Here is a 26,018-nt window from a genome sequence, read left to right on the forward strand (position 1 = left end):
CCCGAGCCATCCGGCGCGGCGGCGTTGCAGGCAGCCGCGCGTGCGGCGGAGCAGGCGGGCGCAACCGTGTGCGAGATCGCGGTGCCCGAGATCGTCGCCGAAGCCTGGCGGATCCATCCGGTGGTGCAGGAGTTCGAGGCGCACCAGTCGTTCGCTTGGGAACTTGCCGAGCACTACGACGCGATGCCGCCGCTGCTGCGCGGTCGGCTCGACGAGAGCAAGGGCGGCACGCCGGCCGAATATGATGCGGCGATGGATGTCACTCTGCGCGCGCGGCAGGCGCTGGCCGCGATCTTAGCCGAGGTCGACGTGCTGCTGACGCTGTCGGCGCCGGGTGCTGCGCCTGAAGGCTTGGCGTCGACCGGCGATCCCCGTTACAACCGGCTCTGGACCCTGATGGGCGTGCCCTGCGTCAACGTGCCGACGCTGGTTGCCGAGGGCGGTTTGCCGGTTGGTGTGACCGTGATCGCGGGTTTTGGCGACGATGCGAAGGCGCTGGCGGCGGCGAGCTTTGTCGAGGATGCGCTGAAGAAATAACCGCCGTCATTCCGGGGCGCGACGAAGTCGCGAACCCGGAATCCATTTCACAACAACGCTTGCGGCCCGATGGATTCCGGGCTCTCGCTTCGCGAGCCCCGGAATGACGGAGACTTATTTCTTCTCGCCGATCTTGCCTTCGGTGCCGGCCTGCAGGCGCTTGATGTTCTCGCGGTGCATGTAGAACAGCAGCAGCGTCAGCACGGCGAACAGCGAGGCGAGCGCGTTGTGGCCGAACCACCACAGGAACAGCGGCGTCACGAACGCGGCGATCAGCGCCGACAGCGACGAGTAGCGCGTCGTGTATGCGGTGCCGAGCCAGATCACGGCAAAGATCAGCGCCGCCGGCCAGAACAGGCCGACCAGCACGCCGATATAGGTCGCGACGCCCTTGCCGCCGCGAAACTTGAGCCAGACCGGGAAGAGATGGCCGAGGAACGCTCCCAGCGCCGCCAGCATCGCGGCGTTCGGGCCGTCGATGGTGCCCGCGATGATGACGGCGACCGTGCCCTTGAGCATGTCGCCGAGTAGCGTCGCCGCGGCGAGGCCCTTGTGGCCGGTTCGCAGGACGTTGGTGGCGCCGATATTGCCCGAGCCGACCGTGCGCAGATCCTGGGTGCCGGCGAGCCTGGTGAGGATCATGCCGAACGGGATCGAGCCCAGGAGATAGCCGATCAGGAAGGCGACCAGCAGGAACGCGTCAGCGGACATCGCGGTGGCTCCCTGGACGGTCGGTTCGGTCCATTTTGGACAATTCTGTCAATGAAATATTAACCATCGATCCGCACCATGCGCTTGAAAATGAGGGAGCTTATCATGGCTTCTGTTCGCAGGCGGCTGGAGCAGCTTTTCTTTGTGGTTTACGTCGCAGCCATCGTCGTCGGGACGACGATGGAAGCGATGTCGCAACTCGCGTCGCGCTAGGTTCCACCCCGATTTAGACGTGCTCGTATACGGTGCGTCCGCCGACGATGGTCCGCGTCACGCGGCCCGAGAAGCGGGCGTCGTCGAATGGCGTATTCTTGCACAGTGACTTGAGCTCGTCGCGGTCGAGCACCCATGGCGTGTCGGCGTCGATCACGATCACGTCGGCCGGCGCACCCGCACGCAGCGTGCCGCCGGGCAGGCCGAGCAGTTCGGCCGGTCGCGTCGACATTGCGCGGATCAGCGTCTTGAACTCCATCTCGCCATTGTGGATCAGCCGGAGCGCCGCCGGCAGCATGGTCTGCAGGCCGACCGCGCCGCTCGCCGCTTCCGCGAACGGCAGCCGCTTGACCTCGACGTCCTGCGGATTGTGATCGCTCATCACAACGTCGATCAGCCCGGAGGCCAGCGCCGCGACCAGCGCCTTGCGGTCCTCCTCGGTGCGCAGCGGCGGCGCCAGCTTGAGGAAGGTGCGGTAGGGGCCGATGTCGTTCTCGTTCAGCGTCACGTGGTTGATCGAAACCGAGGCCGAGACATTGTAGCCGCTATCGCGGGCGCGCTTGAGGATCTCCAGCGACTCGGTCGAGGTCAGCGACGCCGCGTGATAGCGCCCGCCGGTCAGCCCCGCGAGCCGCATGTCGCGCTCGAGCATGATCGACTCCGCGGCGGTCGGAATGCCGGCAAGGCCGAGCCGGGTCGCGAACTCGCCTTCGTTCATGACGCCTTCACCCACAAGGTGCGGGTCCTCGGTGTGATGCACGATCAGCGCGTCGAAATCGCGAGCATAGGTCAGCGCCCGCCGCATCACCTGGGCGTTGGTGACACTGCGGTCGCCATCGGTGAAGGCGACGGCGCCGGCGGCCTTCAACAGGCCGATCTCGGTCATCTCCTGGCCCTGCATGCCCTTGGTCAGCGCCGCCATCGGATGGATGTTGACGATCGCGGTGTCGCGGGCACGGCGCAGCACGAAGTCGACGGTCGCGGAATTGTCGATCACCGGCGAGGTGTCGGGCTGACAGATGATGGTGGTGATGCCGCCGGCGGCCGCGGCCTGGCTGGCCGAGGCAAAGGTCTCGCGGTGGCTGGCGCCGGGTTCGCCGACGAAGGCGCGCATGTCGATCAGGCCGGGAGCCACGATCTTGCCGGCGCAGTTGACGATGTCGGTGCCTTCGGGAACGCCGGCGGCGCCGATGCCGCGCTTGGTGTCGCGGATCACGCCCTCGGCGATCAGGACATCGCCCGGACCATCGAAGTCGCGGGAGGGATCGATGACGCGGGCGTTGGCGAGCAGGATGGGGCGGCGGTCAATCAGCATGGCGTCACGCGTTCGGCAGGTTGCGGGCGAGCGCCTCGAGCACTGCCATGCGCACCGCCACACCCATTTCGACTTGTTCACGGATCAGCGATTGCGCGCCGTCGGCAACGAAAGTGTCGATCTCGACACCGCGGTTCATCGGGCCCGGATGCATCACCAGCGCATCGGGCTTGGCGTAACCGAGCTTCTTCTGGTCGAGGCCGAAATAGTGGAAATATTCGCCCGTCGACGGCACGAACGAGCCGTTCATGCGCTCGCGCTGCAGCCGCAGCATCATCACGATGTCGGCGCCGTTCAGCCCCTCGCGCATGTCGCGCGCGACCTCGACGCCCATCCGCTCGATGCCGGGCGGCAGCAAGGTGGAGGGGGCCACCACGCGGACGCGGGCGCCCATGGTGTTGAGCAGGAAGATGTTGGAGCGCGCCACGCGCGAATGCAGCACGTCGCCGCAGATTGCGATCGTCAGGCCCTCGAGCCGGCCCTTGTTGCGGCGGATGGTCAGCGCATCGAGCAGCGCCTGGGTCGGGTGCTCGTGGGCGCCGTCGCCGGCATTGATCACGGAACCGTCAACCTTGCGCGCCAAAAGCTCGACCGCGCCGGAGGCGTGGTGGCGCACCACCAGGATGTCGGGGTGCATCGCGTTCAGCGTCACCGCGGTGTCCATCAAGGTCTCGCCCTTGCGGGTCGACATCGATGACACCGACATGTTCATGACGTCGGCGCCCAGGCGTTTTCCGGCGATCTCGAACGAGGACTGGGTCCGGGTCGAGGCCTCGAAGAACAGGTTGACCTGGGTGCGGCCGCGCAGACTGGCGCGCTTCTTGTCGACCTGGCGGTTGAGCTCGACATACTCCTCGGAGAGGTCCAGCAGGCCCGTGATGTCGTCAGCGGAAAGGCCCTCGATGCCCAGCAGATGCCGGTGACCAAGGACAAAAGTCGATTTCAATGATGGGGTCATTAAAGCGAGAGCTATAGGCGCGGATGGCCGGCGGGGCAAGCGCGAAGAGGGCTCGGAGGAGTTTTCCCCGAGTAAGATGGGGCCGGGTCGCTGCGCCGTTATGCCAGGGCTTCCGCAGCGCATCCACGCCTTGCTTTCGCGGACGTTTCCGGAGCAAGACGTGGATGGCCGGGGATAAACCCGGCCATGACGCCGGGGCGAGAACCTATGAAAATTGTCGTGATCGGTGCCGCCGTCATTGGCCTGGTTTCGCCTGCCTTCGCTCAGAAGCTTCCCGGCGACTTCGCGTTCCTCCGCGACATCGACCCGACCATCATCCAGGACATCCGCTACGCCAGCTCGAACAATTTCATGGGCCGGCCGATCGCGGGCTATGGCGCGGCGGAATGCGTGGTGAAGCGGGACGTCGGGCTTCGGCTCAAGGCCGTGCAGCAGGAACTGGCCCGGCAAAAGCTGTCGCTGAAGATGTTCGATTGTTACCGGCCGGCCCGCGCGGTCACCGACATGGTGGCGTGGTCGAAGAACGGCACCGAGACCGCCGCCGAGCGGCGCTACAACCCGGCCTTCTCGAAGGCCGACCTGTTCCGCCTCGGCTATATCGCGACGCATTCCGGCCATTCGACCGGCGCCGCGCTCGATCTCACGCTGGTTGATCTGACCGCCGATAACTCAGCCAAGTTCGATCCTGCCAAGGACTATGCCGACTGCACTGCGCCTGTTGCTGCGCGCGCGCCGGAGGGCAGCGTCGACATGGGCACCGGCTACGACTGTTCTGATGCCAAGGGCCATACCGCGGCAGGCTCCATCACCCCGGCGCAACGGCGCTGGCGGACGAGGCTGGTCGCGGCGATGGCCGGGCAGGGATTTGTGAACTATTCGAAGGAATGGTGGCACTTTTCGCTGCCGGGGGCCGGCGGGCCGGCCTATGATTTCCCGATAGTGTCGCGCCGCAATTGATTCCGGACAGGTTCGAGACACGCCCCGAGACCCGCCCATGACGCAGGCTCCGTTTGCCACCCACGACGTGCTCAACCAGTCGCCGCCGTTTTGGAACGTCGACCTGTTCGCGACCGACGCGCCGCTGGTCGCGGCCGTCGCCGCCAATGGCGGGGCAGCGGCCACCGCTGAGCTGTCGGATTTCGGCAAGCATTGGGGCTCCGCCGTCATGGCGGAGCGGGGCCGCGTCGCTAACGAGAACACGCCGAAACTGCGATCGTTCGACGCCAGGGGCAATCGCCGCGACGAGGTCGAGTTTCATCCGGCCTACCATGACCTGATGGCGCACTCCGCGCATGCCGGCGTGCATAATTCGACCTGGGATGCCCAAGGCAAGCCGGCCGGCGGCGCGGCCGAGGTGGTGCACGCGGCAAAATTCTATGTCGCTGCCCAGGTCGAGACCGGCCATCTCTGCCCGATCACGATGACGCGGGCGTCGGTCGCGGCGCTGGCCTCGCAGCCGGACATCCTGGCGAAGACGATGCCTGTGATCGGCACGCGCGCCTACGATCCGAGCTTCGCGCCATGGTGGACCAAGCGCGGCATGACGCTCGGCATGGGCATGACGGAAAAACAGGGCGGCACCGATGTGCGCGCCAACATGACGCGCGCCGAGCGCGACGGCGGCGCATGGCGCATCATCGGGCACAAATGGTTCATGTCGGCGCCGATGTGCGACGCGTTCCTGGTGCTGGCGCAGGCCAAGGACGGCTTGAGCTGCTTCTTCATGCCGCGCTTCGCACCCGACGGCACCGTCAACGCGATCCACTTCCAGCGCCTGAAGGACAAGCTCGGCAACCGCTCCAATGCTTCCTCGGAGGTCGAATTCCACGGCGCTTCCGCCGAGCTGATCGGCGAGGAAGGCAAGGGCATCCGCACCATCATCCAGATGGTGCAGCTGACGCGGCAGGATTGCGCGATCGCATCCGCAGGGCTGATGCGCTCCGGGCTGGCGCACGCGCTCAATCACGCGCGCCATCGCAGCGTGTTCCAGAAGCATCTCGCCGACCAGCCGCTGATGCAGGCGGTGCTGTCGGACATGGCGCTGCATGTCGAGGCGTCGATCGCGCTGGTGATGCGGCTCTGCCGCGGGTTCGACCGCGCGCCCACCGATGCGGGCGAGGCCGCCTATATGCGGCTGCTGACGCCGGCGATCAAATACTGGACCTGCAAGAGCGCGCCTGGCTTCCTCTACGAGGCGATGGAGTGCCTCGGCGGCAACGGCTATGTCGAGGAAGGCATTCTGGCGCGGCACTACCGGGAGGCGCCGGTCAACGCGATCTGGGAAGGTTCCGGCAACGTGATGTGCCTCGACGTGCTCCGTGCACTCGGCCGCGAGGCCGATGCCGCGCTCGCCGTGCTGCGCGCGCTCGCCGACCAGACCAAGGGCCTTCCTGGCGCGGCCGAGACCGTTGCCGCGATCGGACAATCGTTCCGCCGCCCGGACAGCGAGCGCGTTGCGCGGCTTGCGGTCGAGAAGCTGGCGCTGCTCGCGGCCGCCGCGGCGCTCAACCAGGTCTCGCCAAGGAGTGCCGAACTGTTCGCGGCGACACGGCTTGCCGAACGCCACGCCGGCATGTACGGCGCGGTGGAACTTTCCGATTCCGATCAGCGCGCGCTGCTGGCGCGGGCGCTGCCATGAAGGTTTGCTGATGGACGCACTCAATCCCGATATTCCGCCGGCCGCGCTTGAACCGCCGCCACTTCCTCCGCGGGTCTGGAAGTTCTGGGGCACCGCGCTGTGGGGCCTATTGATCTTCGCTGCGATGTTCGTCGGTCAGGTCGCGGTCATCGTCTACCGCATCATCGCGCAGGGCAGCGAGTTGTCGACGGCCGGCATCACCCATGTGGTCGCCGACGGCCTGACGATCTCGCTCTCGGTCCTCGCCGGCTTGCCGATGGTGCTGCTGGCGCTGTGGTTGGCAATCCGCCGGACCCGGATCTCGTTCGCGGATTATCTCGGGCTGCACTGGACGTCGTGGAGGAACGTCATCATCGGCGTCGTTTCGCTGATCGTGCTGGTCGGCGCCTGGGACATGGTATCCCGCGCCGCCGGCCGCGAGGTGGCGCCGGGCTTCATGGGCGACGTGCTGAAATCGGCGCAGGAGCACAGCGCGCTGTGGCTTCTGGTGATCGCCTTCGCGGTCGCCGCGCCGCTCTGGGAGGAGCTGTTCGCGCGCGGCTGGCTCTATCGTGGCTGGTCGGAATCCCGGCTCGGCCCGTATGGCGCGATCGTGCTGTCGTCGATCGTCTGGACGGTGATGCACCTCCAGTACGACTGGTTCTTCCTCTGCCAGGTGCTGACGATCGGGCTGCTGTTCGGCTATCTGCGCTTCCGCACCGGTTCGACCTGGCTGACGATCCTGCTGCACGGCCTGAACAATTTTGCTGCGACGATCCAGACCTGGTGGCTGGCGGGGTCATAGCGAGCTCGTTGTCTCGTCCGTCATTGCGAGCAAAGCGAAGCAATCCACCGTTCCGCATACGCGACAGCATGGATTGCTTCGTCGCTCCGTCGGTGAAGAACATCGTCTACGGCCCTGGCCGCAGCGATCAAGATCGGCAGCCTTCACGCTGGAACCCGACAGAGAGGGTGCCCGCGCCCCCGCCTGAGTGCTATGATCTGGATCAATAAACGAGCGCGGGCCGGACTGAAACCAGGCAGCGGCGGCTGCCGTCGTGCGAGCTCTTCCCATGGCTACGTTGTTCCGAACTCTTCTGGCCGGCGTCGTCGCGCTGGCGTCGCTCGGCGCCATCACGCAGCAGGTGCGTGATGGGGGCGTGACCGATACCGAAATCCGGATCGGGAATTTCATGCCGTATAGCGGCGCGCTGGAGATCTTCGGCCAGATCGGCAAGGCCGAAGCCGCCTATTTCGAGATGATCAACGAGCGCGGCGGCATCGGCGGCCGCAAGATCCGCTTCATGTCCTACGACGATCTGTCGGACGCATCCAACGCCATGGACCTGACGCGCATTCTCGTCGAGACCGACAATGTGCTGTTGATGTTCGGCTCGTTCGGCACGCCGGGGAATCTGGCGGTGCGGAAGTATCTCAACGAACGGCAGGTGCCCCAGCTTTTCGTCGCCTCCGGCGATCAGGAGCTCAGCGAGCCGTCGCTCTATCCGTGGACCATGGGCTGGCAGCCCTCATACCGCGAGGAAGGGCGCATCTACGCCAACTACATTCAGGCGTTCTATCCCGGAAAGAAGATCGTGGCGCTCTGGGAGAATGACCAGTTCGGGCGGGAATTGTTCAAGGGGCTGGTGCAGGGGCTGGGTGACGTCGCCCACAACATCAGGGTCGACATCGCCTATGATGTCGACGATCAGCATCTGGATGGCCACATCTCGATCCTGAAGCAATCGGGCGCCGAGGTCTTCGTGTTTGCCGGCGTGCCGGAAAATGCTTCGAAGGTGATCCGCGCGGCGGCCGACCACGGCTGGCGGCCGGTGTTTGTCGTGAACCAGATGGCGTCTTCGATCGAGACGGTGCTCAAGCCGGCCGGCACGGAGAATGCAACCGGCGTCATCACCGCCGCCTTCCTGAAGGATGCGAGCGATCCCGCCTGGAGCGAAGAGCAGGGCGCCTGGCGCAGCTTCCTGGACAAGTATACGAAGGCCGGCGGCAAGGATGACGCCGCCGCAGTCTATGGCTACGCCGCCGCCGAGACGCTGGTCCAGGTGCTCAGGCAATGCGGCAACGACCTATCGCGCGAAAACGTCATGAAGCAGGCCGCGGCGCTCAGGGATTATCAGGCATCGGCCTTGCTCCCGGGCATCAAGATCAACACCGGTCACTTCCGGCCGGTCGAGCAATTGCGGCTGCTGCAGTTCGATGGCCGCAGCTGGCAGCCGATCGGCGACGTGCTCGATACGGCGTTCACCGGATCGTCCGGAAAGTAGCGGCGATCGGCGCAATCCGCCGGCTGCTAAGGCCCAACCGCGGCGATCACGATCGGCATCGTGATCGCGGCCAGGATCGTTTGCAGCGTGATGATTTGGGCGAGCAGGGGGGCGTCGCCGCCCATCTGGCGCGCCATCACGTAGGCCGACGGCGAGGTCGGCACCGCGGCGCAGGCCGCGACGATCGCGAGATTGGCGCCGGTGACGCCGAACCACACCGCGAGCGCAACGGTCAGCACGGGCATCAGGACGAGCTTCAGCACCAGGGCGATGCTGGCGGCGAGGCTGGGGCGGAACATGCCTTCCAGATGTAGCCCGGCCCCGGTGACCAGCAGGCCGATCGCCAGCGAGGAGCCGCCCAGCGCATCCGCGACGTCGTGCCAGATTTTCGGCAGCGGGATGTGCGCGACATTGATGGCGAGCCCGATCACGCAGGCCCAGATCAGTGGGTTCTTCACGACCGTCGTCACGATCGCGCCCGCTGACCGCTTCCCGGACGAGGCATACTTCGCCAATACTGCGACGCTGAAGACGTTGACCAGCGGAATGATCGCAACCATCGCGACCGACGCGAGCGCAAGTCCGACCTTGCCGTACAGATTGCCCGACACCGAAAGCGCAACATAGGTCTGCCAGCGCGTGGCGCCCTGGAAGATCGAGGTGAAGGCGGGACCGTCGACCCCGGTGTGGGCGAGCGGGCCGCGCAGCGCCAGACACAGCAGGCACATCACGAGCGCCGCGAGCAGCAGCGCACCGCCGGCGCCTGCGACTGGTACCGTGGACAGATCGGCCTTCACCAGCGTCTGCACCAGCAGCACCGGGAACAGGACGTAGTAGGTCAGCTGTTCCAGCCCATGCCATTGCGTGTCGAGCCGCATCAGCGTGCGCTTCAGGACAACGCCCAGCACGATCAAGAGGAACACCGGCAGCAGCGCCGCGATCACCACGGCCATCGTCAGCGGTCTCCGCGCAGCTTCGCCAGCCGGTCGAGCGCGCCCTGCAGGATGAAGATCGCGGCGTGCTCGTCGATCACCTCGGCGCGGCGGGCGCGGCTGACGTCCATCCCGATCAGTTCGCGCTCGACCGCCGCCGTCGACAGCCGCTCGTCCCACAGCCCGATCGCAAGGGGCGTGAGGCCGGCGAAGTTGCGGGCGAATGCCCGGGTCGATTGCGCGCGCGGGCCCTCGCTGCCGTCCATGTTGATCGGCAGCCCGAGCACGAAGCCTACGGCGTTGCGCTCGGCCGCGATCGTGAGCAGCCGTGCCGCGTCGAGCTTGAACTGCTTGCGCTGGATGGTCTCGACGCCGGTCGCGAGCCGCCGGTCCGGATCGGAGACGGCAACGCCGATGGTCTTGGTCCCGAGGTCGAGGCCGACAAGCGCGCCGCGCTCGGGCCAGAGCGGTGCGGCTTCGATCAGGGGAAGGATGGGGGCGGGCATGGCCTTGCGCTTAGCACGCTGCCGCGCGCCGAGGCAAAGCCCGGCGGCGGGCGGGCGTCCATGCGAAAACGCCGATCAGGCGGCGATCACCCGATCGTCGCCGGTAAGGCACGCGGCCAGCCCCTGCAACGCGCTGTATTGGTGCGCGGTGCGGCGCTGGATGAACAGCGTCTCGACACGCGCGTGCCGTGGATCGAGCTTGTGGATATGGATGTCGCGCTGGACATGGTCGCGCGCGACGACGGCGCGCGGCAACAGCGTCACGCCCATATCGGCGGCGACGCAGCCGACCATGCCGTCGAGCGTGCCCAACTCGAAGCGCGCTGCCGACGGCCAGCCGAATTCGGTGAACACCTGTTCCAGGCGTTGCCGGTAGGTGCAGCCGGTGCGGAACACCAGCGCGGTCGGGCCCGACTCCGGCGTGCCGGCGCGCAGCGCGGCGAGCGATTTCCAGCGCTGCGCGGTGACGAGCACCAGTTCCTCGGTGAAGGCTGACGTCGCCATCAGTTCGGCATGCTCGATCGGGCCGGCGACGAAAGCGCCGTCGAGCGAGCCGTCGAGCACGGCGGCGACGAGATCGGCGGTCGGCGCGGTGCGCAAGGTCAGGCGCACCGCCGGATAGCGGCGATGAAACTCGGCGAGCAGCGTCGGTAGCCGCACCGCAGCGGTCGTCTCCATCGAGCCGATCGACAGCGGTCCCTTCGGCTCGCCATCGTCGCGCGCGGCGAGCACGGCTTCGCGCGACAGCGCCGCCATGCGTTGCGCATAGGGCAACAGCCGGCGGCCGGCGCCGGTCAGCGACATGCCGCGGCTGTGACGTTCAAAGAGGGCAGTGCCGATCTCGGCCTCCAGCGCCTTGATGCGCTGGGTGACGTTGGACTGCACGGTATTGAGCTCGTCGGCGGCCTTGGTGATGCCGCCGAGGCGGGCGACCGTGGAAAAGGTGAGCAGGTCGGTCAGTTCCATCTGGGATCACCGTTTCAAATTAGAGATGGGAGCGTTCTCTAGTATTCATTTTCACAGAATATTAGGCGCGCTTAGGCTGCGAGTCCAGAACAGCAAATTCAAAACAGGGAGCGAGCGCATGTCGATCAGCACCGAATTGACGGCGCGTCTCGGCATCGAGCATCCGATCCTGGCGGCGCCGATGGCGATGATCGCGGGGAGTCGGCTGGTCAGGGCGGTGGGTGAGGCGGGTGGCTTCGGCATTTTGGGCGGCGGCTACGGGGACCGGGCCTGGCTCGAGGCCGAAACCGCAAAGCTGAAGGGGTCCGTGAAGCCGTTCGGCATCGGCTTCATCACCTGGAGCCTCGCCAGGCAGCCCGAGTTGATCGATATCGCGCTCGAGGCGCGGCCACGTGCGGTGATGCTGTCATTCGGCGATCCGGCGCCGTTCGCGCCAAAGATCAAGGCCGCGGGGGCGCTGCTGATCTGCCAGGTGCAGAGCGAGGATATGGCGCTATCAGCGCTCGATTGCGGCGCCGACATCCTGATTGCGCAGGGCACCGAGGCCGGCGGTCACGGCGCCTCGCGCACCACGCTCGACATCGTGCCTGCGATCATTGATTTCGCCGCAGGGCGCGTCCCGGTCGTCGCAGCCGGCGGCATCGCGGACGGGCGCGGCCTTGCGGCGATGATGATGCTCGGCGCATCCGGCGTGCTGATGGGAACGCGGTTCTATGCCAGCGTCGAGGCTGACGCGCCCGAGCAGGCGAAGCAGTTGATCCGTGCGGCGAAGAGTGGCGAGACGGTGCGTGGCGTGGTGATGGACTGGTCGCGCAAGCTGATCTGGCCGGCGCCGTTTACCGCGCGCTCGCTCTCCAACGATCATCTGCGGCGCTGGACCGGCCGCGAGATCGAGCTGATGCAGCGCGCGGACGAGATCGCTGTGCAATATGCCGCTGCGAGGGAAGCGGGCAATTTCGATATCGCCGCGGTGTTTGCCGGCGAGTCCGTCGGCCTGATCCATGATATCGTTCCCGCGGCCGAGATCGTCGGCCGCATCGTCGCCGAGGCCGAGCAGTCATTGCAGGGCCGGCGCAACTTTTCACCTTCTCCCCTTGTGGGAGAAGGTGGCCATATGCGGCCTCCGGCCGCCGTACTTTAAGTAAGAACGCCGATGCGTTGCATCGGCTACGCGAAGTCCGCGCCGGATGAGGGGTCTGTCTCCGCGGAGAGAAACCCCTCACCCGCGCTCGCTTTGCGAGCGCATCCTCTCCCACAAGGGGAGAGGGTCATTCTGAGCAAGCCAGGAAAGAGACAACACCATGTGGCCGGACCGTCGATTGATCGATCGTTTCAAGACCGAATTCCCGATCGTGCTGGCGCCGATGGCCGGCGTGATGGACGCGGAGCTGGTGATTGCGGTGGCGCAAGGCGGCGGGCTCGGCTCGCTGCCATGTGCGATGCTGTCGGCCGAGAAGGCGCGCGAGCAGGTCAACATCATCCGCCAGCGCGTGTCCGCGCCGGTCAATCTCAACTTCTTCTGCCACAAGGCGGTCGATGCCGATCCGGCGCGCGAGGCGACATGGCGGCAGCGGCTGGCGCCTTACTATCGCGAGCACGGCCTCGATCCGAATGCGCCGATCAACGCCGCGAACCGCGCGCCGTTCGATGCGGCGTTCTGCGCCGTGGTCGAGGAGCTGAAGCCCGAGGTGGTCAGCTTCCATTTTGGCTTGCCGGAGCCGAAGTTGTTGCAGCGGGTGAAGGCGGCCGGCGCCATCGTGATGTCGTCGGCGACCACGGTGAAGGAGGCGATCTGGCTGGAAGAGAACGGCGCCGATGTCGTCATCGCGCAGGGCGCCGACGCCGGCGGCCATCGCGCGATGTTCCTGACCGGGAATATTTCCGAGCAGCCCGGCACGTTCTCGCTGCTGCCGCAGGTGGTCGATGCGGTGAAGGTGCCGGTGGTCGCGGCCGGCGGCATCGCTGACGGGCGCGGGATCGCGGCGGCATTTGCGCTCGGCGCCGCGGCCGTTCAGATCGGCTCGGCCTATCTGCGCTGCCCGGAATCCAAGGTGACACCGCAGGGTCGTGTCGCGCTGGCGCAGGCGAGCGACGAATCGACGGTCATCACCAATGTGATGACCGGACGCCCGGCGCGCGGCGTCGCCAACCGCGTGATGCGTGAGGTCGGCCCGATCTCGCCGGATGCGCCGGCGTTTCCGCACGCGGCGACCGCGCTCGGACCACTGAGGGCGGCCGCCGAGAAACAGGGCAAGGTCGATTTCACCAATCTGTGGGCCGGGCAGGCGGTGCGGATGGGCAAGGAGATGCCGGCCGCCGAATTGACAAGAGCGCTGGCCGGGGCGGCGCTGGCGCGGATGGGCAAGCTGGCGGGTTGATTTCGCCTCCATCCGCGCGGTGTATGCCCAGCCTGCCGCCTCGCAATCGAGCTATGAAGAGAGGCAGTTCATTTGGCGCAGGAGCACCACGGCATGATCACCTGTTATCTGCGGTACGAAGTCCGTCCGGACAAGCTCGCCGACTTCGAGGCTTATGGTGCGATGTGGCTGGAACTGATGCCGCGGTTTGGCGGCATTCATCACGGCTATTTCTTGCCGTCCGAGGGCGCAAGCGACGTTGCCTTGGCGATGTTCAGCTTTCCGAGCCTTGCGGCCTACGAGCAGTACCGCAAGGACTCAGCGCTGGATCCGGACGTTCAAAAGGCGATCGCCTTCGCGAAGGAGACGCGCTGCTTTCTCCGCTATGAACGGTCGTTCTTTCGACCATTGCTGCCGAAAGCTGCCTAGACGCTCGAACGTCAGGCCAGGCAGGCCACATAGAGGATGGCAAAGCCGATCGCGGTCCCGATCGACCAGAGGGCAGGGTCCCAGCCTCCCGGCTTAGGGGTGGTTTCGAACGTGGACATCGCGCACTCCCGTAGTGTTCTCTTTGGGGGAGTAGGCGCCGCGACTGTTTCAGGACGACTGCGCCGGGCCCGCAAAGTGGTTTCTTCCCGGGATTTTGGAGCGGAAATTGTCGGCTGGGGCGCCTGGCCGGCGATCCGGCGGGCTCTGAGGCCTTCCGCGGGCTCGCTGCGGTTGCGGCGCAAAACCGGCCTCTGCTATACGGCAGGCTGATCTTTCAGCCTGACCACCCGAGGCCCTATATAATGTCCGTAGACGCCACGACCGTCCGCCGTATCGCGCATCTGGCGCGGATTGCGGTCAGCGACGCCGAAGTTCCCCATCTCCAGGGCGAGCTGAACGCGATGCTGGCCTTTGTCGAGCAACTGTCGGAAGTGAATATCGACGGTGTCGAGCCGATGACCTCGGTGACGCCGATGGAGATGAAGAAGCGCGCGGACGTGGTCAATGACGGCGAGATCGCCGACGCCATCGTCCGTAATGCGCCCGACACCGTGAACGACTTCTTCCTGGTGCCGAAGGTGGTCGAGTAAAGCGCGATCGGATAATTACAATGTGTCTGCTCTGCGACGACGAGAAGGCCTACAAGGCCTACATGGACTTCCTCGATGCGGTGGAGCGCAAGGGGAAGGTCGCCGATCCCAACGCGGCGATGGACGCCGTGCTCGACCATCTCGAGGCGCTCGACGCCGCCCGCGCCAAAGAAAATGCCGAGCAAAATGCCAAAGCGCGGCAAGACGACCCCGCCAACGACAAGACCCTGTCTCCGTTCTTCTGCAGCCCGATCAATAAATGACCGATTTGACATCGCTGACCATCGCCGAGGCCCGTGAGGGCCTGGCGAGCAAATCTTTCACCGCCCGCGAACTGACCGATGCGCATCTCGCCGCTATCGAAGCTGCGCGCGTGCTCAATGCCTATGTGCTTGAGACGCCCGACCGCGCCCGCGAGATGGCCAAGGCCGCCGACGAGAAGATTGCCAAAGGCGAGGGCGGACCGCTCGCCGGCATTCCGCTCGGTATCAAGGACCTGTTCGCGACGCGCGACATCAGGACCACGGCGTGCTCGAAGATCCTCGGCAATTTCATTCCGCCCTACGAGTCGACGGTGACCTCACAGCTCTGGCGCGACGGCGCCGTGCTGCTCGGCAAGCTCAACAATGACGAGTTTGCGATGGGCTCGTCGAACGAGACCTCGTGCTTCGGACCGGTCACCAACCCGTGGCGCCGCGAAGCCTCCAACACCACGCTGGTGCCGGGCGGCTCGTCCGGCGGCTCGGCCTCGGCGGTGGCGGCTTCTCTCTGCATGGGCGCGACCGCGACCGACACCGGCGGCTCGATCCGCCAGCCTGCCGCGTTCACTGCGACCGTCGGCATCAAGCCGACCTATGGGCGCTGCTCGCGCTGGGGCATCGTGGCGTTTGCGTCCTCGCTCGACCAGGCCGGTCCGATCGCGCGCACGACGCGCGATGCCGCGATCCTGATGCGCTCGATGGCCGGTCACGATCCGAAGGATACGACGTCGGTCGACATCGCAGTGCCGGACTATGAGGCCGCGATCGGCAAGTCCGTGAAGGGCATGAAGATCGGTATTCCAAGAGAGTATCGGCTCGACGGCATGCCGGCCGAGATCGAGAAGCTCTGGAGCGAGGGCGCGCAGTGGCTGAAGGCTGCGGGTGCCGAGCTCGTCGAGGTGTCGCTGCCGCACACCAAATACGCGCTGCCGGCCTATTACATCGTGGCGCCGGCGGAGGCTTCGTCGAACCTCGCGCGTTACGACGGCGTGCGCTACGGGCTGCGCGAGCCGGGAAAGAACGTCATCGAGATGTACGAGAACACCCGCGCCGACGGCTTTGGCGACGAGGTGCGCCGCCGCGTTCTGATCGGCACCTATGTGCTCTCGGCCGGCTACTACGATGCTTATTATCTGCGTGCGCAGAAGGTGCGGACGCTGATCAAGAAGGATTTCGAGGACTGCTTCGCAAAGGGCGTGAGCGCGATCCTGACGCCGGCAACGCCGTCGGCGGCGTTCGGCATCGGCGAGAAGGGCGGCGCCGATCCGGTCGAGATGTATCTCAACGACATCTTCACGGTGACCGTGAACATGGCGGGCCTGCCGGGCATTGCCGTGCCCGCGGGCAAGGACACGCAGGGCCTGCCGCTCGGCCTGCAACTGATCGGCCGACCGTTCGACGAGGAGACGCTGTTCTCGCTCGGCGAGGTGATCGAGCAGGCGGCCGGCCGGTTCGCGGCGCCGAAATGGTGGTGAGCGATGGCGGATTTCCGCGCCAGTCTCGCTGACACCGCGCCTGATGGCGCGCAGTCGCCGCCGCTCTCCGCGCTTTGGTGGGCGAAGAAAGGCGACTGGGACCAGGCGCACCGCATCGTGCAGGACGAAGGCGACGCCAATTCGGCCTGGGTGCATGCCTATCTGCATCGCGTCGAAGGCGATCTCGGCAATGCCGGCTATTGGTATCGCCGGGCCGGCCAGCCGGTCGCAAAGGACACGCTCGAGGCCGAGTGGGAGCGGATCGTCTCCGCGCTTTTGGCCCCGTCAGTGTGAGGACGCCGGTGCCAAGACACCGTGAGCATTAACCCTGTTTCGGCCGCCATGCCGCCGCCCACATTCGCCGTGATAGGCTAATGGAACCGGGCGGGGGCCAGCGGCAAAGAGAGTAATCGTGCGTGGGTCGGGCATAGGGGGATGGCTGTCAGCGCTGCTGGTGGCTGCGGTGGCGGCGGGCCTTGCCGGCTGCGCGTCCGTCTACAATCTTCCAGGCAATGTGCCGCTCGGTGCTGCGCTCGCCGACAACAACAGCGCCCGCGACTATCCGACTTATGAAGATGACCTGCTGCTCGCGCTCTCGTTCTCCGGCGGCGGCACGCGCGCGGCGGCGTTTTCGTTCGGCGTGCTGGAAGAGCTCGACCGGGTGCACTCCAGCGCCGCCGGCAGCAAGACGCTGCTCGACCGCGTCGACTTCGTCTCCGGCGTGTCCGGCGGATCGGTCACTGCCGCTTATTTCGGATTGAAGCGGCGCGCGGCGCTCGCCGATTTCCGCGAACGCTTCCTGCTGCGCAATGCCGAGGAGGGACTGAAGACCCGGATCTCGCTCGGCAATATCGGGCGCGCGCTGGGCGGCGGCGTTAACGACAGCCAGTTCACCGACTGGCTCGATCAAAATCTGTTCGACGGCGCGCGGTTCGAGGCATTGCCGGACGACCGCCGGCCGCGGGTGTGGATCAACGCCTCCGACATCTACAACCGCACACCGTTCGTGTTCGGCAAGACGTCGTTCGACGCGCTGTGCAGCGACATCCGCTCCTATCGCGTCGCCGAAGCGGTGGCGGCGTCCGCCGCTGTGCCGCTGGCATTTGCCCCGATCGTGCTGCAAACCTATCCCGGCGGATGCGCCGCACCGCTGCCGCCCTGGTACGATCGGGTGCGCAACGATCCGAACGCGCAGCCGCTGCTGCGCTCCTACGCCGAGGCCCAGGCGCGCTACCGCGACGGCTCGATGCGCTACGTCAAGCTGCTCGATGGCGGGCTGGTCGACAATTACGGGCTGTCGGGGCTCAGCATCGGCTTGCTCGCCGCGCAACATCCCTACGAGCCGCTCGACGAGCGGCAGGCGGCCAAGCTGAAGCGCATCCTGTTCCTGGTGGTCGACGCCGGCCGCGGCATCTCCGGCGACTTCGTGCAGACGCTCGAAGGACCAAGCGGCGTCGAGCTGGTGTCGGCGGCCGCCGACACCGCGATCGATGCCAGCGTGCGCTCGAGCTACGCGGCCTTCACCACGCTCGCCAACGACTGGTCGGGCAAGCTGAAGCGTTGGCGCTGCGGCCTGTCTGCGGCGGATCGCACCAGGCTCGGCGTCGGCGCCGGTTGGAGGTGCGGCGACGTCGCGATCTATGTCGAGCGGCTCGGCTTCGACCGGCTTGGACCGGAGCGGGCCGGCATCTTGAACGCCATCCCGACGCGGCTATCGCTGCCGGCGGAGCAGGTCAACCAGCTGATCACGGGCGGCGCCGACGCGCTGCGCTCGAGCAAGGCCTATCAGCAGTTCCGGCGCGGGCTCTGATCGGCGCCTCCAGCCCCGGCGTGGGCTGCAAGAGCACTGCAAGGCGGCTTGACTGGCGCTGTCGGTTGCGCGAAGCCCAATCCATCCCAGATATCACTTTATCCGGAAACCGAGATCCATGACCGCATCTGCCGCCCCGCACAAGCTAATCAAGAGCGCCACCGGCGATTGGGAGGTCGTGATCGGCATGGAGATCCATGCCCAGGTCACCTCGAACGCAAAGCTGTTCTCGGGCGCATCGACCGCATTCGGCGGCGACCCCAACTCCCATGTCTCGCTGGTCGATGCGGCGATGCCGGGCATGCTGCCCGTGATCAACGAGGAGTGCGTCCGCCAGGCGGTGCGTACCGGCCTCGGGCTGAACGCGAAGATCAACCTGCGCTCGGTGTTCGACCGCAAGAACTATTTCTATCCGGACTCGCCGCAGGGCTACCAGATCAGCCAGTACAAGTCGCCGATCGTGGGCGAGGGCGAGGTGTCGCTCGAGCTCGACGGCGGCCGCAGCGTCACGATCGGGATCGAGCGGCTGCATCTGGAACAGGACGCCGGCAAGTTGCTGCACGATCAGTCGCCGACGATGTCCTACGTCGACCTCAACCGGTGTGGCGTGGCGCTGATGGAGATCGTCTCCAAGCCCGACATCCGTGACGCCGAGCAGGCCAAGGCCTACGTCTCCAAGCTGCGCTCGATCCTGCGCTACCTCGGCACCTGCGACGGCGACATGGAGAAGGGCAACCTCCGTGCCGACGTCAACGTCTCGGTGCGCCGCCACGGCGAGACCGCGCTCGGCACCCGCTGTGAAATCAAGAACATGAACTCGGTCAACTTCATCGGCCAGGCGATCGAGTACGAGGCGCGGCGTCAGATCGAAATCATCGAGGACGGCGGCTCGATCGAGCAGGAAACCCGGCTGTTCGACCCGAACAAGGGCGAGACGCGTTCGATGCGCTCCAAGGAAGAGGCGCACGACTACCGTTACTTCCCGGATCCCGATCTCTTGCCGCTCGAATTCAGCCAGGCCTTCGTCGACGAACTCAAGGCGCAGCTGCCGGAACTGCCGGACGAGAAGAAGTCCCGTTTTATTACGGGCTTCGGCCTGTCGCCCTATGATGCGAGCGTGTTGGTCGCCGAGCGCGAGAGCGCCGAGTTCTACGAGACGGTGCTGTCAGGTCTCGCCGACAAGGCGCGCGACGGCAAGCTCGCCGCCAACTGGGTGATCAACGAACTGTTCGGTCGTCTCAACAAGGAAGGCGTGGAGATCGCAGCCTCGCCGGTGTCGGCAAAGCAACTCGGTGCGATCGTCGATCTGATCGGAGAGAAAACGATTTCCGGCAAGATCGCCAAGGACTTGTTCGAGATCGTCTGGCAGGAAGGCGGCGATCCGCGCACGCTCGTCGAGACGCGCGGCATGAAGCAGGTCACCGACCTCGGCGCGATCGAGAAGGTGGTCGACGACATCATCGCGGCCAATCCCGACAAGGTCGAGCAGGCGAAGGCGAAGCCGCAACTGGCGAGCTGGTTCGTCGGTCAGGTGATGAAGTCGTCGGGCGGCAAGGCGAACCCGCAGGCGGTCAACGACCTCTTGAAGTCGAAGCTCGGCATCTGACCGAACAGGACAATGATGTTGTCCTTGGAGTATGATCCAACCGGATCATGCTCTCGCGCGATCGCCTCTCGTGTCGTCGCGCGCGCGTGAACGCGACGTGATCCCGCCTCACACCCTCCCGCGACGGTCGCACTGACGCCCTCGGCGCCGAATCGCCGAAGCTGCGATTCGTTCGCGAATCCGCCTTGGACGACCTCAAACGAGGCAAAAGTCGTCTTACCCACGAAAATTTTTTCGTTGCCAAAAATTACGACTCGGCGTCTATGCCGCGCCGCTTTTCGTCGTCACTCGCGACTCAGCGCAACGACGATCGCGCGTCGATCGCTTCCATTCGAATTCATGAAAAGCCTACAATACAAGCCATTTCCTGCAACGTTGACAAATGCGGATGCCGGCAGCTGCTGCACTTCTTGCATCGTCGCGCGAATGCATCGTCGATTTGAACGGCGACGCGCGCTGTGCGCACTGCCACCGCTGCGTCAACACTTCCTTAAGCGGGACACTGTTTTTTTCGGTCTGTTGGTGTATTCGGGAAGCAGTGCATATCGATTCCCGAGTGCACGCAGCGAACTAGAGAGCCATCTCACATACTGGAGGGCAACATGGCTAAGAAGGCAAAGAAGGCGAAGAAGGCGAAGAAGGCCAAGAGCGCAGTGAAGAAGACTGCGAAGAAGACCCGCAAGGTCGCCAAGAAGAAGTAAGCCTCTCGCCTTGAGAGGATTGCCGGCGGCTTGACGCCGGCACGTCGCGAGAGCCAGCGGACGGACTGCTGAGAGGCACATCCCACTCCAAGGCTCTGGCTGACGAAAGAGGGTGTCGGCGAGACATCAGGTCAAACGGCTGGATCGAATTTCGGAGAGGGCAACCTTCCCAAAACCGGTCCGGCAGAAGAAACAGAGATTTCTTCGTTCGGTGCGGAGCCGGCTTGGTTCCGCAATTTCACCGGCGAGAATGCCGAGCTGAAATCTGGTCCTGACGTGTTCGCCGACCCCCTCGTTCCGGCGGCCTGCGCAGCCCGCGCCCCGGCAACCATTTTCTTCATTTCCAGTTCTGGACTGACGCTTGGCTTTGCGGCCTCGCGCTGCATTCGTCTGTGCAGCCGGCCGCGCGACAAGCCACCGGACGTGCCACCCATCCATCAGTTTCGAAGCTGACCGCCTGCCGAGACTGGCCGGCGCAAGCGGCCATTGTCCGCCATGGTTATCGTTGTCCGAAACACCAGGGTAAACCGGCGTTCACGAATGCATGGAAGTCCCTGCGGCACAGGCACTTCTGTGATTCCGGGCAGCGCCGCCGGAAGCGCCGGTTTACATCCCGTTCATCGCGATACTTAAACCGCTCTTCAAATTTGATGGGCCATGATCATCCCAACAAGCCGGCAAACGGCAAGCGGTGATCCAAAGGATCAGCGCGGGGCATGATCAAGAGATCAGCCCGGGGATATCAGGGTAGTTCAACAGTGGACGGGGGCCGCGCTCGGGGGAGGGCGGCCAACAACAAAAAGGGGAATGACGACAATGTTTCAGGGGGTCATCGATCAGGAAAGCGCCGTCCCGGTTGCTGCGACTGCGATCCAGGACGTGCTGTTCGAACGTGGCATGTATTGGGCGAGCGGCCGCTCCGGTGTGGTCAACCTCGTCGCGGCGCACAAATGGTTCAATCTGGCGGCGCTGAAGGGGCGTACCGATGCGATCGCGCACCGTCGCGAAGTCGCCGAGCAGATGTCCGAGGTCGAGATCGCAGCCGCCCAGCGCGAAGCCCGCGCCTGGATGACGACGCACTAGGCTTTCGTTTCGACGCGTTTTCTTCACGCGAACCGGTGTCCACTTCGCTCGAAAACGCTCTGGCCGAGACTGAAGGGAGCTTCGGCTCCCTCACTCCACCTAGAACCAGTATCGCGCCGCGTAGATCACGGTCATGACGGCTCCGGCCACGATCACGAACCGCCTGACGATGTGCGCGGGAAGGATCCGGATCAGGTAGCCTCCCGCATAGCCGCCGACCATGGCGCCGACCAGCATCACTGCAGTCTCCGGCCACCGCACCGCTCCCTGTACGATGAAGATCAGTGTGGCGGCGAGCGACACGCAGGTCGCGAGCAGGTTCTTCAACGCCTTGACCGCCCTGATGTCGTTGGGCTCCGTGATCGACAGCACCGCGGTCAGGATGACGCCGAGCCCGGCGCCGAAGAAGCCTCCATAGACACACGCCAGTCCCAGCACAGCACTGCTTGCAAAAGTCGAAGGCAGCGCCGCGGCGTCCCGACGGGCGATGGTCCTGTTCTGGATCTGCGGCGCAAAGGCGAACAGCAGCGTTGCGAATGCGATCAAGCCCGGTACCGGCAGGACGAACAATCGCTCGGGAAGCAGCAACAAGACGCCGGCGCCGACCGCGCCGCCGAGCGTGGCGGCGGCGATGAAGCTGATCGTGCGCCGCGTCGGCGGCGGCAGCTTGGCGCGATCGGCGAGCGCTGCGATCAAATGTCCTGGCGAGATCGCCACCGCATTGGACGCATTGGCGATGACCGCCGGCAAGCCCGCCGCGAGCATCGCCGGAAACGTGATGAGCGTCGCGCCGCCAGCCAACGCGTTGATGATGCCGCCCGCGACGCCAGCCGCGAGCAACAGAAGACCGATCTGGGCATCCATGCTTCACCCTGTTGCAGGGTGAGCACGCTAACCGGGGAAGCACCGGCCGGTCTGGAACGTCTGTGACATCGCTTCAATCGCGCCAGTAGAGGCCCGGCGTCGTCCCAAAGGTACGGCGGAACAGGCGGGTGAGGTGGCTCTGGTCGGAGAAGCCCGCATCGGCCGCGACCGCCGCGATCGGCTCGCCGTCGCGGAGCAGTTTTCGGGCAAGATTGAGCCGGGCCAGCAGCCGGAAGCCATGCGGCGCAACGCCGAGCTCGCGTTTCACGATGCGGCTGAACCCTTCGCGGCTGCGCCCGAAGCCTGCGGCGATCTCGCCGATTGGTTTCAGGCTGTCCGTCAGGGCGACGCCAAGCTTTGTGCTGTCGATTGGCCCGGCCAAGCTGGACGGCTCGCGCGAAAGGGTGTCGACGGCGATCTCGAGGATGTGCTCGGGCGATATCTCGTCCACACTCCGCCAGCGAGCCCCGACGCTGGCGATCCGGAGCGAAGAGGAAGCGTGGTTCGCCGGAACATAGGCGTTCAGGCAGACCGTCTCCTGGTTCGGGCTCGGCATCGGTGCATGCAGCATTCCCGCCGGAATGAGCGCGGCATGGCCCGCCGGTACGGTGATGGTCGCGCCGTCGATGCGAAAGGCGCGCGACCCCGACAGCACCAGCACGATCTGGCTCTCGTCATGGAAGTGCGGCCTGAGGCCGAGCGAGCCGGCACCGCACCACGATGCCAGCTCGACGATGTCGTCACGGTCTGCTCGCCGATAGTTCCAGGCATTGGTCATGGCGAAGCGAGTGAGCACTGAGGTTTCGAGCCGATAGAGCAGGGTGATCCGCCAGCCTAGCACGGCGGATCACCGGCCGTCACAGGGGCATCAACGCTGCGCCACCGATGCGATCGGCGAGGCCGTTCGCATCGTCGCCGTCGCGATGAGGGCGGCGACGAGGTTGGCGGCAGCGCTGATCGCCACCGGAATAAAGTAGCTATGGCTGATGTCGTAGGCGAAACCTGCGGCGCTCGGGCCGAGCAGCGTGCCGAAGGCGACGCTGGTGTAGAGGATGCCGATGATGCCGCCGACGTTGCGGCCGCCGAAATGGTCGGTGACCACGGCGGGCAGGATGACAACCCACCCGCCGTAGAACACGCCGAACAGCAGCGCAAAGACCGTGAGTGACCAGAAGCTGCCGGCGATCGCCCAGATCGCAAGCGAGACGGCCATGCCGACATACATCGCGACCAGAAATGCATCGCGGCCAACCCGGTCGGCGATGCCGCCGAGGAAGAAGCGGCCGGCGGTGCTGCCGACGCCGATCATCCCGAGCAGCAGCACGGAAAGCGTCGGCGCCACCTGATGATCGACGGCAAAGGGCACCAGATGCACGAAGGGCACGAACACCCCGAAGGCGCTGATCAGGCAGGCCGCATAGAGCCCGGCGAAGCGGGCGGTCTTGACCGCGCCGCCGATCGAGACGCCCTGGCGGAGCGGTGCGCCCGAGACCGCTTCAAGCGGATCGCCGTCCGGTCCGGTGCCGTAGCGGCGCGGGTCGTCCGCGATCAGCAGCGATGCGCCGATGCCCGCGACGGCGGCGACGACGCCCAGCACGACATAGGCATCGCGCCAGCCAAGGCTCGTGATCAGCCATGTCGCGAGCGGCGGCATCACCAGCGTGCCGACCCCGATCCCGCTGACGGCGAGGCCCGACGCAAAACCGCGCCGCCGGACGAACCAGCGCTGCACGGCGCCCAGTGTCGGGACATAGGCGCAACCAACGCCGGCGCCGATGCCGATGCTGTAGGCGGCATAGACCTGAAGGATGGTCTGTGCCTGTCCCGCCAGCATCATGCCGAGACCAACGAGCGCCATTCCAAGGCAGGCGAGCCTGCGTGCGCCCCAGCGATCGGCAAGCGGGCCGGAGACGATGCCGAGACCGAAATACAGGAAGCCGGCGAAGGAGAACACCAGCGACACCGAGCCGCGCGAGGCACCGAACTCCCGCTGCAACGACTCGACAAAGGACGAGAACGTGTAGGCGCTGCCGAAGCCGATGAACGTCACGACGAAGGCTGCGGCGACGACATACCAGCCATAGAACGGCTTTACTCTCTGATATCCGGCGTGCATGGCGGCGTTCCTCACAATCGTTCTCCTGTTCGTTCTGCTGGTGTGGTGCGATCGCCGACCGTGGCCGGCGGATAGAGCAGCATCTGCGTGCAGCGAAACAGCGCGATGGTCTTGCCGGTCGCCTCGCTGCGGATTTCGGCATCCCACACCTGGGTCGTCCACCCGGCATGAACGAGGCGAGCCTCGCAGGCGACGCCGCCTTCGCGCGCGGCGCCGATGAAGTTCGTCTTCAACTCTCCGGTGGCGAAGCCGATCGCGCCGTCCGGCAAGGAGGCGAGGCAGCCGAACCCGCACGCGGTATCGGCCAACGCGACGATGCTTGCGCCGTGCAGCAGACCGTGCGGCGAGAAGTGCTTTGCGGCAATCTCGAAGCGGCCGCTGATATAGCCGCGTCCGGCCTCGAGCCATTGAAACTCCAGCAGAGCGGGCAGGCTGCCGGCTTGCGAAGCGTTGATGCGGTCGACGAGTTGGCCGGCATGGCCGCCTGCGCGGACCTCGTGCAGGGCGAGTTTATTGGGGACCTCAGTCATGTCTTGGGCTCCATCGGGGAACCGAAAGCTCGCCATCAGGAACCGCAATAAAGATTAGAAAATCTAACTTTATTGGCTCAGGATTCCCTGCGTTGACGCCGCCTCCAGCATTAATATAGGCTGATAGAACGCGCGGAGCGTCCAGTTGGCAAACCAGATTTGCTTCGCGATTTAAATTAGAAAATCTAAATCATGGAAAGCAAGCTTCCACCCCTGAACGCCCTCAAGGCATTCGAGTCCGCCGCCCGCCATCTCTCGGTGAAGCTCGCAGCCGAGGAGCTGTGCGTGACGCCGGGCGCGGTCAGCCAGATGCTCAAGACGTTGGAAGCTCATCTCGGCATCAAGCTGTTCGAGCGGGTGCCGCGCGGCATCTATCTCACCGACGCCGGGCGCGACTATCTGCCGTCGATCCGCAATGCGTTTCGCCAGATCGCCCATGCCTCGCGGCGCGTCGCTGCATCTGTTGATGTCGGCGCGCTGACGGTGAGCGTCACGCCGTTCTTTGCGTCGGCCTGGCTGGTGCCGCGGATGGCGTCGTTTCAAAGCACCCATCCCGAGATCGATCTGCAGATCGTGACCAGCAATACGGTGGTCGACTTCTCGCGCAGCGGCGTCGACGTCGCGGTGCGCCACGGGCTTGGCCGCTATCCGGGGCTGCGCAGCGACCGCGTCGTCACGGTCGAGATGGTGGTGGTCGCAGCGCCGTCGCTGGTGGCGCGTCTCGGGCGGCCGGCGTCGCCCGGCGAGCTCGCGGGCTGGCCGCAGGTGCATGATGCCGATCGCAAAGGCTGGAGCCTGTGGTTTCAGGCCAATGGCATCGCGGAGGTTCGCACCCCGCGCGGACCCTCGTTCGACGATAGTGGTCTGCTCTTGAAGGCCGTGCTGACCGGGCAGGGCGCAGGCCTCCTGCCGGCGGCGATGGTCGCGAACGAGATCGAAGCCGGCGAGCTGATCCAACTGCTGGAGACCTCGCATCTGGAGGAGTTCGCGTACTATCTCGTCTGCCCCGACAACCGGCAGGAACTTCCGAAGATCGCGGCGTTCAGGGAGTGGATCCTGGGGCCGGTGGCCCAGATGGTGCCCGCGGAGCGTTAGTC

The 26,018-nt window shown here is 65.6% G+C and carries 26 protein-coding genes and 1 pseudogene; 16 read left to right on the top strand and 11 right to left on the bottom strand.

Annotated features, from left to right (window positions below; all coding sequences use genetic code 11):
* Positions 1 to 537: pseudogene (locus H8A95_RS24215) on the top strand (amidase); the annotation flags it as partial.
* 114 nt (positions 538 to 651) lie between these two features.
* Here the strand turns inward: H8A95_RS24215 and plsY are convergent.
* The 3 genes from plsY to H8A95_RS24230 all read right to left on the bottom strand — a co-directional run bounded on the left by plsY (position 652) and on the right by H8A95_RS24230 (position 3,734).
* Positions 652 to 1,248 (bottom strand): glycerol-3-phosphate 1-O-acyltransferase PlsY, encoded by a 597-nt coding sequence (plsY, locus tag H8A95_RS24220; protein ID WP_229185338.1) that lies wholly within the window; start codon positions 1,246 to 1,248, stop codon positions 652 to 654.
* A 226-nt stretch (positions 1,249 to 1,474) separates the two neighbouring features.
* On the bottom strand, positions 1,475 to 2,776 hold the full coding sequence (locus H8A95_RS24225) for a dihydroorotase (protein WP_229185339.1): 1,302 nt from the start codon (positions 2,774 to 2,776) through the stop codon (positions 1,475 to 1,477).
* A gap of 4 nt (positions 2,777 to 2,780) precedes the next feature.
* A complete protein-coding gene (locus tag H8A95_RS24230; RefSeq protein WP_166294423.1) occupies positions 2,781 to 3,734 on the bottom strand; it encodes an aspartate carbamoyltransferase catalytic subunit in 954 nt (317 codons plus the stop codon).
* 207 nt (positions 3,735 to 3,941) lie between these two features.
* On the opposite strand from H8A95_RS24230, the gene H8A95_RS24235 reads away from it, so the two are divergent.
* The 4 genes from H8A95_RS24235 (at position 3,942) to H8A95_RS24250 (ending at position 8,636) form a co-directional block, all read left to right on the top strand.
* The gene (locus H8A95_RS24235) at positions 3,942 to 4,691 is read left to right on the top strand and encodes a M15 family metallopeptidase (RefSeq protein WP_229185340.1); all 750 of its coding nucleotides are present in this window, start codon (positions 3,942 to 3,944) and stop codon (positions 4,689 to 4,691) included.
* A gap of 37 nt (positions 4,692 to 4,728) precedes the next feature.
* Positions 4,729 to 6,372, top strand: a complete 1,644-nt coding sequence (locus H8A95_RS24240; RefSeq protein WP_229185341.1) for an acyl-CoA dehydrogenase family protein — start codon at positions 4,729 to 4,731, stop codon at positions 6,370 to 6,372.
* 10 nt (positions 6,373 to 6,382) lie between these two features.
* Positions 6,383 to 7,156 (top strand): CPBP family intramembrane glutamic endopeptidase, encoded by a 774-nt coding sequence (locus H8A95_RS24245; RefSeq protein WP_229185342.1) that lies wholly within the window; start codon positions 6,383 to 6,385, stop codon positions 7,154 to 7,156.
* Positions 7,157 to 7,424: 268 nt separating this feature from the next.
* On the top strand, positions 7,425 to 8,636 hold the full coding sequence (locus H8A95_RS24250; RefSeq protein WP_229185343.1) for an ABC transporter substrate-binding protein: 1,212 nt from the start codon (positions 7,425 to 7,427) through the stop codon (positions 8,634 to 8,636).
* Between the two features lie 26 nt (positions 8,637 to 8,662).
* Here the strand turns inward: H8A95_RS24250 and H8A95_RS24255 are convergent, their stop codons facing one another.
* The 3 genes from H8A95_RS24255 to H8A95_RS24265 form a co-directional block, all read right to left on the bottom strand.
* A complete protein-coding gene (locus tag H8A95_RS24255) occupies positions 8,663 to 9,589 on the bottom strand; it encodes an AEC family transporter (RefSeq protein WP_229185344.1) in 927 nt (308 codons plus the stop codon).
* 2 nt (positions 9,590 to 9,591) lie between these two features.
* Complete coding sequence (ruvX, locus tag H8A95_RS24260) at positions 9,592 to 10,074, bottom strand: Holliday junction resolvase RuvX (RefSeq protein ID WP_229185345.1); 483 nt, start codon at positions 10,072 to 10,074, stop codon at positions 9,592 to 9,594.
* Positions 10,075 to 10,149: 75 nt separating this feature from the next.
* On the bottom strand, positions 10,150 to 11,040 hold the full coding sequence (locus tag H8A95_RS24265) for a LysR family transcriptional regulator (RefSeq protein ID WP_229185346.1): 891 nt from the start codon (positions 11,038 to 11,040) through the stop codon (positions 10,150 to 10,152).
* 25 nt (positions 11,041 to 11,065) lie between these two features.
* Here H8A95_RS24265 and H8A95_RS24270 point away from each other — a divergent pair, with 25 nt between their 5' ends.
* The 9 genes from H8A95_RS24270 (at position 11,066) to gatB (ending at position 19,627) form a co-directional block, all read left to right on the top strand.
* Entirely contained in the window at positions 11,066 to 12,181 is a 1,116-nt protein-coding gene (locus H8A95_RS24270; protein ID WP_274617523.1) for an NAD(P)H-dependent flavin oxidoreductase, read from the top strand.
* Between the two features lie 160 nt (positions 12,182 to 12,341).
* Positions 12,342 to 13,418 carry an NAD(P)H-dependent flavin oxidoreductase gene (locus tag H8A95_RS24275; RefSeq protein WP_229185348.1) on the top strand — a complete coding sequence of 359 codons (1,077 nt, stop codon included), beginning with the start codon at positions 12,342 to 12,344 and terminating at the stop codon, positions 13,416 to 13,418.
* 93 nt (positions 13,419 to 13,511) lie between these two features.
* Positions 13,512 to 13,826: an NIPSNAP family protein gene (locus H8A95_RS24280; protein WP_229185349.1), complete on the top strand. Its 315-nt coding sequence runs from the start codon at positions 13,512 to 13,514 to the stop codon at positions 13,824 to 13,826.
* Between the two features lie 362 nt (positions 13,827 to 14,188).
* The gene (gene gatC, locus H8A95_RS24285) at positions 14,189 to 14,476 is read left to right on the top strand and encodes an Asp-tRNA(Asn)/Glu-tRNA(Gln) amidotransferase subunit GatC (RefSeq protein WP_163149801.1); all 288 of its coding nucleotides are present in this window, start codon (positions 14,189 to 14,191) and stop codon (positions 14,474 to 14,476) included.
* A gap of 20 nt (positions 14,477 to 14,496) precedes the next feature.
* The gene (locus tag H8A95_RS24290; protein ID WP_229185350.1) at positions 14,497 to 14,739 is read left to right on the top strand and encodes a hypothetical protein; all 243 of its coding nucleotides are present in this window, start codon (positions 14,497 to 14,499) and stop codon (positions 14,737 to 14,739) included.
* Positions 14,736 to 16,211 (top strand): Asp-tRNA(Asn)/Glu-tRNA(Gln) amidotransferase subunit GatA, encoded by a 1,476-nt coding sequence (gene gatA / locus H8A95_RS24295; RefSeq protein WP_229185351.1) that lies wholly within the window; start codon positions 14,736 to 14,738, stop codon positions 16,209 to 16,211. Before H8A95_RS24290 ends, gatA begins: the two co-directional genes overlap by 4 nt.
* 3 nt (positions 16,212 to 16,214) lie before the next feature.
* Positions 16,215 to 16,505, top strand: a complete 291-nt coding sequence (locus tag H8A95_RS24300) for a hypothetical protein (protein WP_229185352.1) — start codon at positions 16,215 to 16,217, stop codon at positions 16,503 to 16,505.
* Positions 16,506 to 16,659: 154 nt separating this feature from the next.
* Positions 16,660 to 18,021, top strand: a complete 1,362-nt coding sequence (locus H8A95_RS24305; RefSeq protein WP_229185368.1) for a patatin-like phospholipase family protein — start codon at positions 16,660 to 16,662, stop codon at positions 18,019 to 18,021.
* Between the two features lie 118 nt (positions 18,022 to 18,139).
* Positions 18,140 to 19,627, top strand: a complete 1,488-nt coding sequence (gatB, locus tag H8A95_RS24310; RefSeq protein ID WP_229185353.1) for an Asp-tRNA(Asn)/Glu-tRNA(Gln) amidotransferase subunit GatB — start codon at positions 18,140 to 18,142, stop codon at positions 19,625 to 19,627.
* Positions 19,628 to 20,459: 832 nt separating this feature from the next.
* Here the strand turns inward: gatB and H8A95_RS24315 are convergent.
* Positions 20,460 to 20,762: a hypothetical protein gene (locus H8A95_RS24315; RefSeq protein WP_229185354.1), complete on the bottom strand. Its 303-nt coding sequence runs from the start codon at positions 20,760 to 20,762 to the stop codon at positions 20,460 to 20,462.
* A 382-nt stretch (positions 20,763 to 21,144) separates the two neighbouring features.
* Here H8A95_RS24315 and H8A95_RS24320 point away from each other — a divergent pair, with 382 nt between their 5' ends.
* Positions 21,145 to 21,411, top strand: a complete 267-nt coding sequence (locus tag H8A95_RS24320) for a hypothetical protein (RefSeq protein WP_163149904.1) — start codon at positions 21,145 to 21,147, stop codon at positions 21,409 to 21,411.
* Between the two features lie 99 nt (positions 21,412 to 21,510).
* Here the strand turns inward: H8A95_RS24320 and H8A95_RS24325 are convergent, their stop codons facing one another.
* From H8A95_RS24325 to H8A95_RS24340, 4 genes are all read right to left on the bottom strand, one after another.
* Positions 21,511 to 22,275, bottom strand: a complete 765-nt coding sequence (locus H8A95_RS24325) for a sulfite exporter TauE/SafE family protein (protein WP_229185355.1) — start codon at positions 22,273 to 22,275, stop codon at positions 21,511 to 21,513.
* Positions 22,276 to 22,348: 73 nt separating this feature from the next.
* Positions 22,349 to 23,116 carry a helix-turn-helix domain-containing protein gene (locus tag H8A95_RS24330; protein ID WP_229185356.1) on the bottom strand — a complete coding sequence of 256 codons (768 nt, stop codon included), beginning with the start codon at positions 23,114 to 23,116 and terminating at the stop codon, positions 22,349 to 22,351.
* Positions 23,117 to 23,143: 27 nt separating this feature from the next.
* Positions 23,144 to 24,391, bottom strand: coding sequence for an MFS transporter (locus tag H8A95_RS24335; protein ID WP_229185357.1), 1,248 nt, complete (start codon positions 24,389 to 24,391; stop codon positions 23,144 to 23,146).
* An 11-nt stretch (positions 24,392 to 24,402) separates the two neighbouring features.
* Positions 24,403 to 24,969, bottom strand: a complete 567-nt coding sequence (locus H8A95_RS24340; protein WP_229185358.1) for a PaaI family thioesterase — start codon at positions 24,967 to 24,969, stop codon at positions 24,403 to 24,405.
* Between the two features lie 144 nt (positions 24,970 to 25,113).
* Here H8A95_RS24340 and gcvA point away from each other — a divergent pair, with 144 nt between their 5' ends.
* Positions 25,114 to 26,016: a transcriptional regulator GcvA gene (gcvA, locus tag H8A95_RS24345; RefSeq protein WP_229185359.1), complete on the top strand. Its 903-nt coding sequence runs from the start codon at positions 25,114 to 25,116 to the stop codon at positions 26,014 to 26,016.
* Positions 26,017 to 26,018: the final 2 nt, after the last annotated feature.

The sequence above is a fragment of the Bradyrhizobium oropedii genome, assembly GCF_020889685.1.
Lineage (GTDB): Bacteria > Pseudomonadota > Alphaproteobacteria > Rhizobiales > Xanthobacteraceae > Bradyrhizobium > Bradyrhizobium oropedii.